12 protein-coding genes are annotated in these 16,319 nt (G+C 69.2%); 5 read left to right on the plus strand and 7 right to left on the minus strand.

Features of this window, described 5'->3' with window-relative positions:
- The first annotated feature begins 66 nt into the window (after positions 1-66).
- Genes QSK05_RS19980 through QSK05_RS19990 form a run of 3 tightly spaced genes read left to right on the plus strand, consistent with a single transcriptional unit; the run spans position 67 to position 3,591 of the window.
- Positions 67-1,422 (plus strand): hypothetical protein, encoded by a 1,356-nt coding sequence (locus tag QSK05_RS19980; protein ID WP_285598770.1) that lies wholly within the window; start codon positions 67-69, stop codon positions 1,420-1,422.
- Positions 1,419-2,771, plus strand: a complete 1,353-nt coding sequence (locus QSK05_RS19985; protein WP_285598771.1) for a GntT/GntP/DsdX family permease — start codon at positions 1,419-1,421, stop codon at positions 2,769-2,771. The genes QSK05_RS19980 and QSK05_RS19985 overlap by 4 nt, the downstream gene beginning before the upstream one ends.
- Positions 2,772-2,787: 16 nt before the next feature.
- Positions 2,788-3,591: a DeoR/GlpR family DNA-binding transcription regulator gene (locus tag QSK05_RS19990; protein WP_285598772.1), complete on the plus strand. Its 804-nt coding sequence runs from the start codon at positions 2,788-2,790 to the stop codon at positions 3,589-3,591.
- Positions 3,592-3,654: 63 nt separating this feature from the next.
- On the opposite strand, the gene QSK05_RS19995 is transcribed toward QSK05_RS19990, so the two are convergent.
- The 5 genes from QSK05_RS19995 to QSK05_RS20015 form a co-directional block, all read right to left on the minus strand.
- Positions 3,655-4,320: a DUF899 family protein gene (locus tag QSK05_RS19995; protein WP_285598773.1), complete on the minus strand. Its 666-nt coding sequence runs from the start codon at positions 4,318-4,320 to the stop codon at positions 3,655-3,657.
- A 49-nt stretch (positions 4,321-4,369) separates the two neighbouring features.
- A complete protein-coding gene (locus QSK05_RS20000) occupies positions 4,370-6,025 on the minus strand; it encodes a GGDEF domain-containing protein (protein ID WP_285598774.1) in 1,656 nt (551 codons plus the stop codon).
- Between the two features lie 264 nt (positions 6,026-6,289).
- On the minus strand, positions 6,290-7,573 hold the full coding sequence (locus QSK05_RS20005) for a low temperature requirement protein A (RefSeq protein ID WP_285598775.1): 1,284 nt from the start codon (positions 7,571-7,573) through the stop codon (positions 6,290-6,292).
- 142 nt (positions 7,574-7,715) lie between these two features.
- Positions 7,716-8,231, minus strand: a complete 516-nt coding sequence (locus QSK05_RS20010) for a hypothetical protein (protein WP_285598776.1) — start codon at positions 8,229-8,231, stop codon at positions 7,716-7,718.
- A gap of 49 nt (positions 8,232-8,280) precedes the next feature.
- A complete protein-coding gene (locus QSK05_RS20015; protein WP_285598777.1) occupies positions 8,281-9,822 on the minus strand; it encodes a serine/threonine protein kinase in 1,542 nt (513 codons plus the stop codon).
- A gap of 202 nt (positions 9,823-10,024) precedes the next feature.
- Here QSK05_RS20015 and QSK05_RS20020 point away from each other — a divergent pair, with 202 nt between their 5' ends.
- The gene (locus QSK05_RS20020; RefSeq protein WP_285598778.1) at positions 10,025-10,726 is read left to right on the plus strand and encodes a class I SAM-dependent methyltransferase; all 702 of its coding nucleotides are present in this window, start codon (positions 10,025-10,027) and stop codon (positions 10,724-10,726) included.
- Here the strand turns inward: QSK05_RS20020 and QSK05_RS20025 are convergent.
- Positions 10,723-12,702: a GDSL-type esterase/lipase family protein gene (locus tag QSK05_RS20025; RefSeq protein WP_285598779.1), complete on the minus strand. Its 1,980-nt coding sequence runs from the start codon at positions 12,700-12,702 to the stop codon at positions 10,723-10,725. The two genes, QSK05_RS20020 and QSK05_RS20025, sit on opposite strands and share 4 nt — an antisense overlap.
- Before the next feature lie 170 nt (positions 12,703-12,872).
- Positions 12,873-15,152, minus strand: a complete 2,280-nt coding sequence (locus tag QSK05_RS20030; protein WP_285598780.1) for a FlgD immunoglobulin-like domain containing protein — start codon at positions 15,150-15,152, stop codon at positions 12,873-12,875.
- A 675-nt stretch (positions 15,153-15,827) separates the two neighbouring features.
- Between QSK05_RS20030 and QSK05_RS20035 the strand changes: the two genes are divergently transcribed.
- The coding region (locus tag QSK05_RS20035) for a hypothetical protein (protein ID WP_285598781.1) at positions 15,828-16,319 on the plus strand (492 nt) is incomplete at its 3' end.

A 16,319-nucleotide genomic window follows, 5' to 3' on the forward strand; every position in this document is an offset into this window, starting at 1 on the left:
CTCGCCACACCTCACCGTCGAGGCCCAACACCCTCGGCGGCCCGAACGACCTTGGTTAGGAACACCATGAACCTCGGGTTGCTGCTGTCCCAGCACGAACCGGCTGTCGTCCGCTACGCCCTCTCCGGGGCAGGCGGCGGCTTCGGTCGCACCCTTCTGGCCCAGACCCTTCTCATCGACGCCCTGCGCCCCTCGCTGCTGTGCGACGTCGACGTCGAGAAGGTGCACGCGCTGTGTGTCGAGCTCGGCTACGACGACCTGGCGATCTGCCGCACCGCTGACGAGGTCCGGAACGCCACCGCCGCGACCGTCATCGTCCCCGGCGCCGATCTTCTCGACCCCGAGCGGTACGACGTCCTCGTCGAGGGCACCGGCAGCCCGGCCCACGGATACCGGATGGCCCGTGCCGCCCTGCTGGCCGGCCGTCATGTCGCGATGGTCAGCAAGGAGGTCGACTCGGTCACCGGTGTCGAACTGGCCCGGGTCGCAGCGGAGAACGGTGTGGTCTACACCCCCGCGGACGGCGACCAGCCCGCGAACCTGCTGTCCCTGGTCAGCTGGGTCCGCACGCTGGGCCTGGAGATCGTCGCGGTCGGCAAGTCCGGTGAGTACGACGTGGTGCTGGACGGCGAGGAGATCCGTTACCTCGACACCACGATTGCTGCGGGTGACCTGCCGAACTTGATGACGCTCGGCACCAGTGCCGGTGAGACGCTCACGAAGAGGGCGCAGACGGTCCGGGAGCTCAAGCTCAGGGCGGCCGCTGACCCCTGTGAGATGGCTGTCGTCACCACCCACGGCGGTTTCGTCCCCGACACCGAGTCGATGCACTACCCGCTGGCCCGGATCAGTGAGCTGGCCGACATCTACGCGCTGCGCGAGGACGGCGGCATCCTGTCGAAGACCGGTGTGGTGGACGTCTTCACCGTGCTGAGGAGGCCCGACGAGGCGAGCTTCGGTGGGGGTGTCTTCGCGATCGTACGCACGGGTGACCCGGAGACCTGGAAGCTGCTGGAGGGCAAGGGGCACGTGGTCAGCAGGAACGGCAAGTACGCCTGCCTGTACCTGCCCTATCACGTGATGGGTGTGGAGACGCCGGTCTCGCTGCTCGCGGCGGTACGGCTGGGCATTGGTTCGGGTGTCGCCGCACCGCGCCAGAACGCGGTGATGGCGGGGCGGGCGCGGACCGACCTGGCCCGGGGCACCGTGCTGCACATGGGTGGCCACCACCACGAGATCGACGGTGTGGAGCCAGTTCTCCTGCCCACGACCGAAGCTCCGCAGAACACGGCGCCGTTCTACCTCGCCGCGCACACCACCCTGGCGCGGGAGGTGCGGGCCGGCGAGCTGATCACGTTCGAGGACCTGGCCGACGCGGACGCCGACCTGGTCGACGCCTACACCCGGGGTCTGCGCGCATGAGCTCCGAGATCGTCTCCCTGCTCTGGGCGTTCGCGGCCGTCGTCGTGCTGATCCTGATGATCACGCGGGCGAAACTGAATCCGTTCCTCGCCCTGTCGATCACCGCGATCGCGCTCGGCCTGGTCAACGGCCTCACCCCGGGTGAGGTGATCGACGCGTTCAAGGACGGCGTCGGTGCCATCCTCGGCGGTACCGCCCCGACCATCGGTCTGGGCGTCATCCTCGGCAGTCTGCTGCTCGGCTCCGGCGGTGCGGACAAGATCGTCGACTCGTTCCTCGGTCAGCGCCCGGTCGCCTGGATCCCGTCGCTGATCTGCGTCGCGGCCGTGATCATCGGTCTGCCGCACCTGTTCGACGTCAGTTTCGTGATGCTCGCGCCGCTGGTCTACACCGTGGCCCGGCGCCGCAACGTGCACCTGCTCTGGGTCGGTCTGCCGCTGGCCTCCGGCCTCTACGTGTCGCACGGGCTGCTGCCTCCGCACCCGTCACCGACCGCCGCGGTCAGCGCCTACGGGGCCAACACCGGTCTGACCATCGCCTACGGTCTGATCATCGCCGTGCCCACGGCCATCGTCTGCGGTCCGCTGTTCACCCGGTTCGCCCGGCGCTGGTTCGGACCGGCGCCGGACCTGGACGGTGGCCCGGCCCCGGTCACCGACGTGGAACCGGAACGGCCGGGCCACCCGGTCTCCCTGGCCCTGAGCCTGATCTCGGTGCTGATGCCGCCGGTGCTCATGCTCATCGGCACGATCGGCACGGCGAACACCGCCGAGGGCACCGCCCCCTACAACGTGTTCGAGGCATTCAACGACTCGATCATCTCGCTGCTGGTGGCGGTGGTCTTCGCGTTCTTCGCCCTGGGCCGGCGCAGCGGTTTCTCCGCCGGCCAGCTGCAGAAGATGTCGGGCAAGGGTCTGGCCGCCGTCGGCCCCATCATCCTGATCCTGGGTGCGGGCGGCGCGCTGAAGCAGATGTTCACCGCCACCGGGGTGGATGCGATCATCGCCGACCACGCCGGCAGCTGGTCGATCCCGGCCGTGGTACTGGCTTGGGTCGTCGCCGCGCTGCTGCGCATCTGCCTGGGCTCGGCCACGGTCGCCACCACGGCCGCCACCGGCATCGTGGCGCCGCTGCTGGCTGCCGACCCGACCCTGTCACCGGAACTGCTGGTGCTGGCCACAGCCTCCGGATCGGTGATGCTCTCGCACGTCAACGACTCCGGGTTCTGGCTCTTCAAGGAGTACTACCAGCTCAGCGTGAAGCAGACGTTCCGCACCTGGACGCTGATGCTCAGCATCCAGTCGCTGATCGGTCTGGCCGGTGTGGTGGTACTCAGCGCGGTGATCTGATGGACTGGGCGACAACATGTCCGAGGAACTCATCGAAACCCCGCTGATCCCCGACCAGCGCCGTGAGCTGCTGCTGCGGCACCTGCAGCGCGAGCGCGTGCTGTCGGTGCACCAGCTCACCGACCTGCTCGAGGTGTCGCACATGACCGTGCGCCGCGACATCGCGACCCTCGAGCGGGAGGGCCGGGTCGTGCCGGTGCCCGGCGGTGTCCGCATCGCCGGGGCCACCCGGCACCTTCAGGCCGAGGCCTCACGTCACGACAAGGCCATGGTCGAGCCGGCCGGCAAGGCGGCCATGGCCGCCCGCGCCGCAGCCGAGGTGCTCACCGACCGGATGACCGTGTACCTGGACGCCGGCACCACGCTCGCCCAGCTCGTGCCGCACCTGGTGCAGCTGAGCGGGATGACGGTCGTCACGAACGATTTCGCCGTCGTCGACGAGCTGCTCGCGTCGGAGGCCGACCTCGAGGTGATTCATGTCGGGGGTGCGGTCGATCGACAGAACCGTTCCAGCGTCGGGGTTCTGGCCACCGCGATCCTCGAGCGGATCGCCCTGGACGTGGCCTTCATCTCCAGCAGCTCGTGGGATCTGCGGCGTGGTGTCACGACGCCCTACCCGGACAAGGTCGCCGTCAAGCAGGCCGCGATGGCCAGCGCTACCGAATCGGTGCTCGTGACGGGCAGTTCCAAGTACGGGAGGTTCGGCATGTACCGGGTCTGTGAACTGCCGCAGCTGTCGCTGGTGGTCACGGACTCCGGTCTGGACCCGGCCGATGCACAGGCTGTTCGCGAGGCGGGCGTGAATCTGGTGCAGGCCTGAATCTGGTGCAGGCCTGAAAACCGGGGCCGCGCTCCCCTCCGACCTGCACGGCCCCGGCCGGTCTCAGTACTCGTCGTGCGGGCGCCACCACTCGTAGGGCGGTGTCTGCGGCCAGCCCTCGGGGGAGTTCTCCCAGGTCTCGGACCGTCCGTAGGGCGCCAGATCCATCATGTTGAAGTCGAACCGCATCCGGTCCGCACCCCGCTGGGTGGTGAAGTACGTCTGGAAGACGCCGGCGGGCGTCTTCAGGAACACGCTCAGCCCGAACCCGTCGCCCGCGCCGCAGTCGGCACTGAACGATGTCTGAGCAGAGGACGCGTACGGGAACTCCCAGCCGAACCGTTCCCGCAGGGTGTGGAGACGTTCGAGGGGCATGTTCGAGACCATCCACCAGCTGATGTCGCGCTGGTTCAGGTGCTCGAGCCGGGGGACGTTGTCCATCATCGATGCGCACCCGAAGCACAGGTGGTCGGGGCCGGCGTCCATGTACTGGTAGACGACCAGCTGGGAGCGGCCCAGGAACAGGTCTTCCAGCCTCAGCGGTCCGTCCGGGCCGGCGAAGGTGTACCCGGCCATTGCCACCATCGGCAGGCGCCGTCGCCGGGCGGCCAGGGCGTCGAGCGCCCGGGTCAGCTTCTTCTCCTCGGTCAGCAGCTCACCGAGCGCCCCCTGCCACTCCTCGCGGGAGACCACCGGGGGTGCCGGGGGATCAGGTCGTGTCGTGGTCATACGGGTTCAGACCGTGGGTGTGGGCAAAAATCATCGGGCGACGACCCGATCAGTCCCGGGGGCCCGTGGAGAAGTCTGTGCAGATCCGGTTGCGCCCGGCCGACTTCGCGGCGTAGAGCTGCGCGTCGGCGCGGGCGAGCAGGGAGGACCGGGTGTCCTCGAGAACGGCCGTGGCCATTCCTCCGCTCAGCGTGATGACACGCCCCGGGGTGATCGGCGTCCATCCGTAGTTCTCGACGGACGCCCGGAGCGACTCGGTGATCCGCAGGGCCTCGTCCCGGTGGCCGGTACTGAGGATGAGCAGGAGCTCCTCGCCACCCAGCCGGGCCGCGAAGGAACCCGTGACCGCGACCGGTGCCACCGCGTCCTCCAGCAGCCGGGCGACCGTCCGCAGCACCTCGTCCCCGACCTCGTGCGAGAAGGTGTCGTTGACGGTCTTGAAGTGGTCGAGGTCGAGCAGTGCCACGCTGAGCACGCCGGACGACACCATCTGGTCGCGCAGCAGTCCACCCAGACGTTCTTCCACGTAGAGGCGGTTCCACAGGCCGGTGAGCGGGTCGCGGCGGGCTTCCTCGCGGTAGCGCGCCGCCTCCTCCCGGGCCGTGACCGTCTCGAAAATGGTCTGGCGGGCCCGGGCCTGGGCCTCCCGCTGCTGGGAGAGCAGTTCCTGGTCGGCCTCGTAGAACTCCTTGTGGATCTCGAACGCCGCCCGGTAGTCACCCAGGGCGGCCCGCACCTCGGCCTCCTCCTGGAGAATGCGTGCCCTGGTGCGGCCGTAGGCCTCCGGGCCGATCAGGTCACGGGCCCGGCCCAGCGTCTTGGCGGCGAGCTCGGCCTCACCCAGACCCCGCTGGGCCACGGCCAGGGTGAGCAGGTACTCGGGCAGCGCGTCGCCGACCTTCACCTCCAGCTGCTCGGCGGCGTCGACGGCCTGCTGGGCCGTCTCGGAGGCCGCGGCCGGGTCGTCGCGCAGGAGATGGATGCGCGCCACCGTGTCCAGGGCGTCGGCGTTCAGCGGGCGCCCGTAGTGCCGGCTCAGCGACATCAGCAGACGGGCCTGTTCCAGCGCGGCGTCGCCGTCACCGGACTCCAGCGTGCTGTAGGCCCGGTTGTTCACCACCAGCATGTGCATGCGCCCGTCACCGGTGGCCAGTTCCTCGGCCCGGGCGTACCAGATCATCGAGTCGTCGTGGGCGCCGAGCTCGTCCAGCAGGTCGGCGACCTTGATGAGGACCCGGGTGCGCAGCCGGCGCGAGACCTCGTCGTTGAATGCGCCGACCGCATCCATGGCATGTTCCAGTGCCGTCGGCCGGTCGCCGAGATCGGTGTAGATGCGGGCCGTCAGCCAGGACGCCCGCACGGTGTGCTCCGTTGCCAGCGGTGCGTGCGCGTCCCGGGCCTGGTTGACGATGGCTGCGGCAGCGGCCGGCTCCCCGTCCCTCTGGTGGGCCTCGGCCTGCCAGAGCAACGCGCTCACCGTGGCGTGGTGATCACCGAGTTCCTCGGCCCGTTCCTGAAGTCCGCGGGCCCGCTCCAGGGCGCGGGCCGGGTCCAGCCCGACGGCGTCGTCCAGCGCCGCCAGCTCCTGCGCCAGGCGCGTGCGTTCCTCACCGAGGCTGAGCCCCGTGGCAGTGGAAGACAGGGGAGGTATGGGAGGTGTGGGGGATGACGGCTTGCCGTCACGGGGCTGGTTCACCTCGATCACACCCCGAGCCTTTCTGACGGTCCGTTCATCGGGACATCGGCCGTAAGAATGCCGTTCTTGACCGGTCCGGTCCGTTCTCGACCGGGCCGGCGGCCGGCCCGATCGTCGTCCCTCGGCCGGGAGGAACGGACGAGGGACTGTCCAGGCCGTCCCGCGCCTGCGGATGGCATCGGCACAGCACTGGGCCATTATGGCCACTGCACCCTGAATGCGTCGTGTGAGGGGGTTTCGGCGGGTCCGCCGGTCAGCTCGTGACCGTCCGGTTCAGGTCTCGGTGGTCGCGATGTGGCCGTGCTGCTGCTGCCAGGTACCGGCGGCCACCCCGGCGATCATCGCCACCGCCAGGCCCAGAGCGGTCAGGGTCGGGCTCAGCGGCAGCAGACTGATGCCGATGACGACGGGGAGCGTCGCGAGCGGCCACGGCCAGGCCGCGCTCCAGCGTCCGGCCGACCCGGCCATCACCAGGGCGACTCCGGCGACGAACAACCCCACCCCTACGCAGAGCGCCGCCCGGCCGCCGGGGGAGAGGTCGCCGACCGGATGCAGCACGTACTCCTGGACACCGACACCCACGCTCGCCAGACCGAGGAACAGCGGCAGGTGACCGTAGACGTACCGGTCATGGGTGCTGGAGGCCCGGTTGTCGTTCTTCTGCAGGATGCGGTGCTTGCTCGCGGCCCCGCCCAGGTCGAAGTAGGTCCACCACAGGGCCGCGGTGATCACGAACCCGATCGCGGCGGTGGTGAAGGACGCCGCGCGCCATGCGGTGTCGTGCAGACCGACCACGACGGAGGCGACGGACTCACCGAGGACGAGCATGGCGAACAGGCCGAACCGGTCGGGCAGGTGCTGCTCGTGCAACGGGATGCGGTTGCCGAAACGGGTCGCCAGCAACGGTGCGGTGGCCTCGATCAGCAGGCCGGCGGCCCACAGGACGTAGCGGGTGGGGCCGGGGACGGCCAGCGAGACCGACCACAGGACGACGCTGACGGCTGTCGCGCCGAGATAGAGGTCCAGGGTGCGGCGGGCGTCCGGGACATGGTGGTGCGCCCGGACGTACAGCGCCATCAGCAACCCCTGCGAGCCGAGATAACCCGCCGCGAAGTAGACGGAGCCCGAGGTGGTGGCGCTCGAGGAGGCCGCGGCCATCACGGCGACCGCGAACGTCTGGCCCAGTTTCGCCAGCCGGTAGGGCACGTCGTTGGTGTCGAAGCGGTTGGAGTAGAGCGTGGTCGTGACCCACGACCACCAGACCACGGTGAACAGCCCGGCGAAGACTCCGGCTCCGTGCCAGGTCAGGTCGTGCGCGAAGGACTGGGTGAGTTCCGCGACCACCAGCACGTAGGCCAGGTCGAAGAACAGCTCCAGCCGGGACGCGGACCGGTCCTCACCCGTCCGTAGCCGGGGTGGCTGGATCAGTGCGTCCGCCCGCCGGGCACCGGTCTGCTGGTCGCCGGTCCGGTCACCGCCCGGCCGGTCCGGCTCCTGACCAGACTTCTGGTCAGGCTTCTGGTCATGCTGTTCGTCGTGCTCCTGCTCCGTGGACATGCCCGGCTGACCTTCCCTGGTGCGCCGTCGTTCCCTTCCCCGGACGGGGGCCGGGGAATGCCCTCCATCCTCGGGCCGCGTCACCGGGGCCGCCTTTCCACACGAATCGCTTCACGGACTTCCCCGCGAATTTCTCCATGCTTCAGGCCGTCGCGCCGCGGGCACCCCGCCGGACCAGCAGCGCGGCCAGTTCCCGGGCCCGCCGCGCCTCCCGGTAGCGCTTGGCGTCGTTACCCATGATCCGGTTGATCGGCTTGTCCGAGACCGTCAGCAGCCAGTGGCCGGAACCGGCGATCTCGATCTGCAGACCGGGATCACCGGCGAACGACATGGCCCCGGTGAGGGTGTGCACCGTGATCGAGGTCAGTGGGGTCGCCCAGCGTGGCCCTTCGTCCGGGTCCCAGTACATCGCCTCACCGGCCAGGGTCAGCCGGCCGGACAGTGTGCTGTCGAACCGGGCGCGCGGGCCCCGCGGCGTGCCGGGACGGGTGAGCCGGGCGTACAGGTGAACCGGGACGCCGGGGTCGTCGGGATGCGTGGCCAGCGGGGTCGCGCTGCCGGACGTGAAGACGCGCACGAACACGAAGACCACGAACCCGAGGAACAGCGTCGCCACCAGGGGCAGCAGCGCCGTCATCACGATCAGTGGGGTGGACATGGGCCTTCGACGCGCCGGGGACCAGGGATGTTGCACCCGGCGCGCGAATTCACCCGGGCAGGTGCCAGACCTGGTTCAGGTTGCCGCCGCTGCAGTCCCACATGATCAGCGGGTCACCGGCCGCCGGCTCGTTGGTCGTCGTGGTCAGGCAGCGCCCCGACCACGGGTTGCGCACCTCGTCACCGACCGCCTCGAAGATCTGGGCCCGGGTGCCGTTGCACTCCCACAGCTGCACCGTGAGCCCGTTCTGTACCTCGTTGGCGCCGAGGTCGAGACACAGGTTGCCGGTCTTCAGGCCATTCTCGGCGGTGAAGGTCCACTGCTGCAGCTCGGACCCGTCGCACGGCTGGATCGTGGGCAGGTCACCGTTGGCCAGGCTGCCGGGGGCGGCCAGACAATTGCCGTCGGGGCCGGTCAGGGTCTGGACCGGCGGGAGCGTCCCGGCCGGCCCTTCGGAGCCGGCCGGCGTGACGTCGGCCGGACCGGCCGAGCTGGTCGGGCTGCCGGAGGCCTTGTCGTCCGCATCGGCGCCGATCCCACCGACGAGCCAGGTCCCGATCAGCGCCACCCCCAGAACGACCGCCAGCAGCCCGGTGCCGACCAGCCACGGTCGGCGGCCATGGGCCGGTGAGGCAGATGTAGCGGACGAGGCAGATGGAACGGACGGGGCGGAGTAGGCCCGGGTGGCTCCTAGCGCCGGGGGCGGTGCCGTCACCCGCGAGGGCTCCGGCGGGGGAGTCGCCCTCGCGCCTGCGATTATCTGCTGATAGCGCTGGTTCTCGATCAAGCCCGTCTCCGGTCGGCACCGCAGCACGATCTCTTCGGCCCCGGGGCGGGCCGCAGGGTCGGGGTTGCTGCAGTCACGGATCAGGGTGGCCAGGTCGTCGGGCACCCCGGTGACGTCGACCTCGCCGCTCATGCTGCGCCGGCTGACGGCGAAACCGCTGCCCCCGCCGTACGGGGCGCGGCCCGTGGCCGCCTTCGCGATGGTCGCGGCCAGTGCGAAAATATCTGCGGCCGGTCCGATCTCGTGGCCGAGCAGGGCCTCGGGGGCCGTGTACCCAGGAGTGCCGACCGTCATCCCGGTCTGGGTGAGACCTTCCTGGTCCTCACCCCGCGCGATCCCGAAGTCGATCAGCCGCGGACCGGTCACCGAGAGAATGATGTTCTGCGGCTTCAGATCGCGGTGGCAGATGCCGTGCGCGTGGATGTCGACCAGGGCCTCGGCGAGGGCCGCGAACAGGCCCCGGGTGACGTCGGCGTCGAGTCGGCCCTGGTCGCGGATGGCCGCGGCCAGGGTGGGGCCGGGCACGTACTCCGTGGCCATCCAGTAGGGCGTGGCGGTCACGTTGTGGTCGATCAGCGCGGCGACGAAGGCGTTACGCACCGTCCGGAGGATTTCGACCTCACGCCGGAACCGGTTCAGGACGTCCGGGTTCTCCTCGAACTGGGTGTTGATCACCTTCACCGCCACCGGACGGCCACCCGGCGTGCTCCCGAGATAGACACGCCCCATGCCTCCCTGGCCCAGCCGCCCGGTGATGCGGTACCGGCCGATCGACGATGGATCGGAGGCTTCCAACGGCTGCACGAACGGGCCCCTGACGGTCATGGATTGCTGGCGGATGGCGGCGTAAAAGCCCGCACATCATGCCATGCCAGGTGAAAACGTCCGATCCGTCGCCGTTCGATTACGATGAGTGTGTGCCTGGCCCACTGCACTTCGATGCCCACTGCACTTCGATGCCCACGCCGCGCTCTACGACCGCAGTCGGCCGCCTTACCCCGACCAATTGTGGACGCGTTGGGGCACCCACGGCTGGCTCTCGCCCGGTACGCGGGTGGTCGAGTTGGGAGCCGGGAGCGGTCTGGCCACCCGCCGGCTGCTCGCCGCCGGCGCGCAGGTCACGGCCGTCGAACCCGGCCCCGCGCTCGCGGGACTGCTGCGCGAGCGGTGCCCCGACGCGTCCCTCATTCTGGGCGCTGCCGAGGAGACCGGACTGGATGAGGGCGCTTTCGATCTGGCCGTCATCGTCACCGCGGTGCACTGGCTCGATCTCGGGGTGGTTCTGCCGAAACTGCACGCTGCGCTGGTTCCCGGCGGGCATCTGGCGATGTGGTGCAACGTCTTCGGTGATCCATCGGTGCCGGTGATGCCGTTCCGCGAGCGGGTCGCCCAGGTCGTGGAGCGCCGTCCGCCGGGTCCGCCGCGGCCCGGTCCGGGGGAACTGGCGACCGCGGCCTGGGTCGATGCCCTGGAGGCCGGCGGGTTCTTCGAGCGGGTCCTGGTCGAGGAGTTCGCCTGGGCGATCACGTTCGACCGTGCCCAGGTGCACGACCTGTTCACGACCTTCAGCGACTGGAGTGCGGACGAGGCGGACGAGGTGGCCCGGGCCGTGGACGATCTCGGTGGGCGGGTGGTGGTGCACTACCGCACGCCCCTGGTCGTGCTCCGGCGGGTGGGAGGCTCCACACCCGCCGGTAACACAGTCTAGGCCAGTGCCTTTCGCAGGATCGGGGTCAGCTGGTCGGCGATCAGCCGGTGGCCCAGGTCGTTCGGGTGCACCACGTCGGTCAGGCCCTCCTTCGGCAGCCAGCCGGTGGTGTCCACGTAGCGGGTGTGACGGTCGCCGGCCGCAGTGACGGCGGCCTGGGTCTCGGGCAGGTAGCGTCCCGAGAAGGTTCCCAGTACGAGGATCTCGGAGCGCGGGTAGACGGCGCGCAGGTCCTGGAGGAACTGCGTGTAGACGGCCTGGAACTCCTCCGGCGCGACATGGTGGCTCAGGTCGTTGGTGCCGAGGTTCACCACCACGGCGTCGGCCTGGTACGTGCCGAAGTCCCAGGGATCGGTACCACTGCGGAAGAACTGCTGAGAGACCCCCGTGCAGCCGTCCGCGGCAGCCACGAGGCACCCACCTCCCCAGGCGATGTGGGTGTGCCGGGCGCCGAGTCGTTCCCCGGCCAGCCAGCCGTACGAGGTGAGGGTGGTTTTCGAGGAGGTCGTGCCCATCGTGATGGAGTCGCCGACGAACTCGACGATCGGTTTGCGGCGGCCCGGGGTCGGCAGGGTGCGGGCGCCCGGGTCGAGGGTGAGGCCCTGGAACACCGCATCGCCCTTGTACGAGCCCACCACGTTGCGGTAGGAGATGCGTAGCGTGTGCTCACCCTCGGCCAGAGGGGTGGGGGTGATGTCGACCGGCCCCTTGACCCCGGCGAAGTAGACGTCGTCCCCGCCGTCGATGCTGGCCCAGAAGTCAATGGTGTTGCGCTGGTTCAGCGTGACCGAGGTACCGGTGAAACGGGTGGTGAGGTACGCGCCGACCCAGCTGGGCACGTACGCGGCCGGGTCCTGGGTGTTCCAGCGGCCGGTGAACTCGATGTTCGGGTCGGTCGGCACCCCGGGAACCGTGATGCCCAGGTCCGGGGCCAGGATCGGCACCAGTCGCTCGGCGATCTTTGCGTGACCGGCCTCGTTCGGGTGTCCGCCGTCCACGTAGTCGTCCGCGGTGAGCCAGTTCTCGGTATCGATGAAGTGGACGAGCGGGTCACCGGCGTCGTTGCGCGCCTGTACCGCGGCCCGGGTCTGCGCCGGGTAGCGCCCCCGCAGGTTCTGGAAGGCGTACAGGTGGGCGGCCGGGTACTTCGTCCGGGCCTCTTCCAGCAGCCGGGTGTACTGCGCCTGGAAGTCGTCGTTGCTCACGCCCCGGCCGGCGTCATTCGTGCCGAGGTTGATCACGACGGCGTCGGCGTCGTACCGGGAGAAGTCCCAGTCGGTGGTGCCGCCGATGGTCGTGCGGTCCCAGTTCTCGTTGAGGCCGAAGCAGTTCGTCAGCTGCACGAGGCAGGCTCCGGAGCGGGCGATGTTGGTGTGGTCCACACCCAGTTGCTCACCCAGCAGCCAGCTGTAGGAATCGACCGTGGTCTTCTCCGTGCCGTATCCGACAGTGATCGAGTCGCCGATGAATTCGACCAGCTTGCGGCGCGGCTGCGGCAGGGTGCGGGCGCCCCGGTCGAAGGTGAATCCCTGGAACGTCGCGCACGGGAACGGCCAGGTGGCGCAGGTGGGGATCTCGCCGGTGCGGTACGAGAGCCATACGGTGTGCCGCCCGGGCGACAGCGGGGTCGGGGTCAGGTCGACCGTGCCGGAGACCCCGGAATGGGTCTGAATCGGCCCGTGGTCGACGCTCGCGTAGACCGTCACCGCGTCGCGTACCGTGGCCTTGACCGTGGTACCGGTGAAAGTGGCCTCGACGTAAGGGGACTCCCAATTGCCGACGTAGGTGCTGGGATCGGTGGTGTCCCAGCGGCCGGCGAAGTGCAGGTTCGGGTCGTTCAGTGATCCAGGTCGGGCGGTGGTCGCGGTGTTTGCCCTGGCCACAGTGGTCGCGGCCGCCGGTACGGCGTTGAGCAGACCGGCCGTGACGGTGGCCAGGATCAGGAGGGCCCAGAGGCGAAGACGTCGTAGGGGCACAGGTGTAGCTCCGTTCGAGAGGCGTCAGCGCGTAGCTCGGACGGGGCAGGCCGGTGTCCCGTATGCAGACTGAAAGGCAGCTCGAGGGTGTTGCTCTCGAACTGATCAGCAATGCAATGGGACCGTAACACTGTGATCGTTACGAGGTAAAGATCCCTTTTGCGGTGATTTCAGCCCTTGGACTTGCTGATCTTCACAGTCCCCTTCACCGACGTCTCCCCGCGGATCCCGATCAGGGCGCCCTCGCCGTCCTGCGCCCGGGCCGTCAGCTGCCAGCTGTAGGTGCCGTTGGCCAGGGCCTTGCCGGAGTTGTTGCGGCCGTCGAACACCAGGTCGCGGATGCTGCCGTCCGGCCCGGTGCCGGTCAGGGTGCGCAGGACGGAGCCCGTCTTCGTGCTCCGGAGCGTGAGTTTCACTCCGGTCACGGGCTTGGAGAGATCGAACTGGGGTTCCCAGGAGTCAGCCCGGCGATCGCCGTTCGGGGTGAACCCGGCCGGGGCGAAGGTGCCGATGAGCCGCGGCCGGTACTTCTCGGTGTAGAGGCTGCGGTAGACGACCATCGCGCCGGTGCCCACCCGCCGGGCCAGGTAGTGGTCGTCCAGGGCGAGATGGTTCCCGGCCCCGGCGTAGGCGGTGGGCCTCGAACTCGCCGAGGCCGTGTCCAGCGTGTACGTGCGGGCATTCGCGTTCCAGGCCAGTATCCCCTCGCCCAGCGTCAGCTGGATCAGCGGACCGGTGATGCGGATCCGGCGGATCTGGGTCGTTCCGATCCGGCGCAGGCTGATCTCCCGGGACCCGGACTGCCACGCGGCCAGGTCTCCCCAGATCGCCACCCGCGGCGCGTACGTCCTGGTGGAGGCCAGTTTCCCGGGGTTCGAGCCGGACTTGCGACGGTCGAGGTCGCGCACCCAGACGTCGGTGTCACCGGACTTGGCGTTGCGGGTGCTGTAGATCAGGCGCGGGCCGTACAGGTCGTCGGGACGGCCCGGCCCGCCGATGCCGGTCTGGGCGCCGGGGCGGGAGTAGACGAGTTTTCCGGTCGGGTCGTACACGTGTCCGGCCGCCGTCAGGTACGGCCCGGAGACGTTCGGGTAGCGGGTGTCCATCTCGCCGGTGGGCTGGTACGACCAGGTCTGGCGCACGGTCGCGGTGAGCCGGCCCCGGTCGAGCAGCCGCCAGGTGAAGGTGCTTCCGGTAGCGACCCCGCTGACCACGCCCCGTCCGGCGGAGAACCCGATGCTGTCACCGCCACCCGGCACGTGGGCCGACCGTTGGCCCAGCTCGGTCTCATCGCCGAGAACGGGCCGGCCCAGGCCGGTCACCGGTCGCGACCAGATCGCCATCGGGGCGCGCGCGTCCAACGGCGTGCTGCCGTCGTCGAAGTAGTAGTTGTCGCCGTAGTAGATCCGGCCGGCGGCGAAAGCCACGGCGGAGGTGGAAATGTTGAGAGCAGGGACGGACGCCACCCGGGTCACGGTGGAGTCCTGCACGGAATACACCCCGGCGTTCGCGACGCGCCCGGAAGCGGCCAGTAACCAGCGGGCGCCGTCGGCGATCAGCCCGGCCGAGTAGTCCGGCAGGTCGAGCGTGCTCACTCCGCCCGAGGTGCTGATCACCCGCAGTTTCCAGGCACCCTCGTGCGGGATGACGTACGCGGCGGAATTCTGGCCGGGCACCCGCACAGAATTGTCGGCGTTGTCGTCGGTGTCGTTGTACGTCGTCACCACACCGCCGGAGCGGGCACGCACCTTCACGTACTGGGGCTCGCCGGTGTACTGACGGCCCCACCAGACCAGAGTGGTGGGGGAGAGGTCGAAGGCGTGCAGATCGGCCGCGGTCTCGGTGGCCACCCGCTCGATCGTGCCGGCGCCGAACTCGACCAGATCCAGGTAGCTCTCGCTCTGATCGGCGTTGGTGCTGCGGACCAGGGCGGCACCGGTGGTCAGCGCGGTGCCGGTCACCTTCCGGTCTGCGAGATCGGGCATCGTAGCCACCACCGCGGCATTGCCGGTGTCGAAACGGGTCTCGACCAGGTCTTCCCCGTCCCACACGAGCCAGCCGTCAGCGGTGAAGCCGATCGGGTCCACCGAGATCGTGCCGAGGTCGGAATCGGACCCGCTGACGACATTCAGGCGGTGCAGTTCGTAGGTGGCCGGCTCCGAACTCGTGCGGGGATGGGTGATCACGTACCCGGCCTGCTGGCCGATCACACCGAGCCACCGTCGGCGGCCGTACGGGTCTTCGTCGGCCGGGAGGGTGCGGGCCTTCAGTTCCCCGCCCGTGCCGGTGAACAGTCCTCCGTCCACGCCGTAGGGCACACCCGCCTGCACGGCGTACCCCTCACCGGACCCGCCGATCAGGCTCACATCGAGCTGTGGCCCTCGGTGCAGGGGAACGGCTGTGGAATTCTCACTGGCCGACGCGCTGGGGCCGGAGACGATGCCGGCCACGAGCCCGGCGATCGCCGGGAGAACGAGGAGAGCCGGCCAACTGCGTCGGAACCGCCCTGTCGGGCCAGATGAAGACATTGCCGCGCCCCCACTTCGGTGTGTTGGCCCATTGTGACCGCTTCACCGTCAGAGAGAACCGGTAATCAGCCGTTCGGGAGCAGTTCTGTGGCCGACCGGTCGGGGGTCAGGGGTGAACGGCTGACGGATTCGGGTGTCGCGAGGGACTGCCGGCCGTTGCTCTGATCGGCCTGTTGGCATTCGGGTCCTGGGATCCGGCTGTAGTTGGACCCGGGTGGTTCATGGCCAGGGAGGCCTGGTGGTCGCCTTCTGGCGGGGTGGGGGCACCGTCCCCGGTGAGCAGCTGGAGCCGATGCGGATCGGGGTGTCAGACCGCCTCGCCGATCGGCCTCAGAAGCGTGAGGACCGCCTCGGTGGACCGCGTCCTACATCGTTCTCCTCTTGTTGCGTGAGGTTTCTGGTTACGGCGCTGAATTTCGTTAAACCAACTCTCGGGCAAGTGGTTTGACTTTCTGCATCGCCATCGTGGGCGTCGGCACGGGCTGCTCCGCATTCTGTCGGTGGTGGGAGTTAGTATGGGTTTGTCGCGATGGGGGTCGTGAAATACGTTGCCATCGGGGGGGTGTACGGGTGGGGAAGCTCAGTGATGGGTGTCTGGTGGGCGAGGTCTCGGTCCAGCTGCTGGGGGCTGCTGACTGGCTGATGGAAGAGCTGGAGGCCATGGGCGGTCCCGGCACTGATGGCAGCGGTCCTGACCGTGCTGCTTCGGACCGCAATGTCAATAAGGATTTGGGGGAAGGTTTTTCACCGGGATATCGGCTGGTGGGGCGCGTCCTGTCCCAGGAGCTGATGATTCGGCGCCTGCAGGCGGCAGAGATGCGGGCTGTGGCTCAAGCGGCGGATCTCATCGTACCGGTGCGGCGTGATGTTCGATCGCGCAAGCGGTCTGGCGGTGGTCGCGGCGAATCAGGTGATGAGGGCGCCGGGGGTGATCAGGGTGGTGAGGGATTGGCGTCGTCGTCGATCTCTGCTGAGCAGTTGCTCTCGGCCCGGCTTGCTCCGGAGTTGAATCTGCATCCGCTGACGGCGGCGGTGGAGGTCGGTGTCGCGGTCGGGCTGGTACGTGATCTTCCTTTGATCATGGGCTTG

It is taken from the genome of Kineosporia sp. NBRC 101731 (assembly GCF_030269305.1).
Taxonomy (GTDB): Bacteria; Actinomycetota; Actinomycetes; order Actinomycetales; family Kineosporiaceae; genus Kineosporia.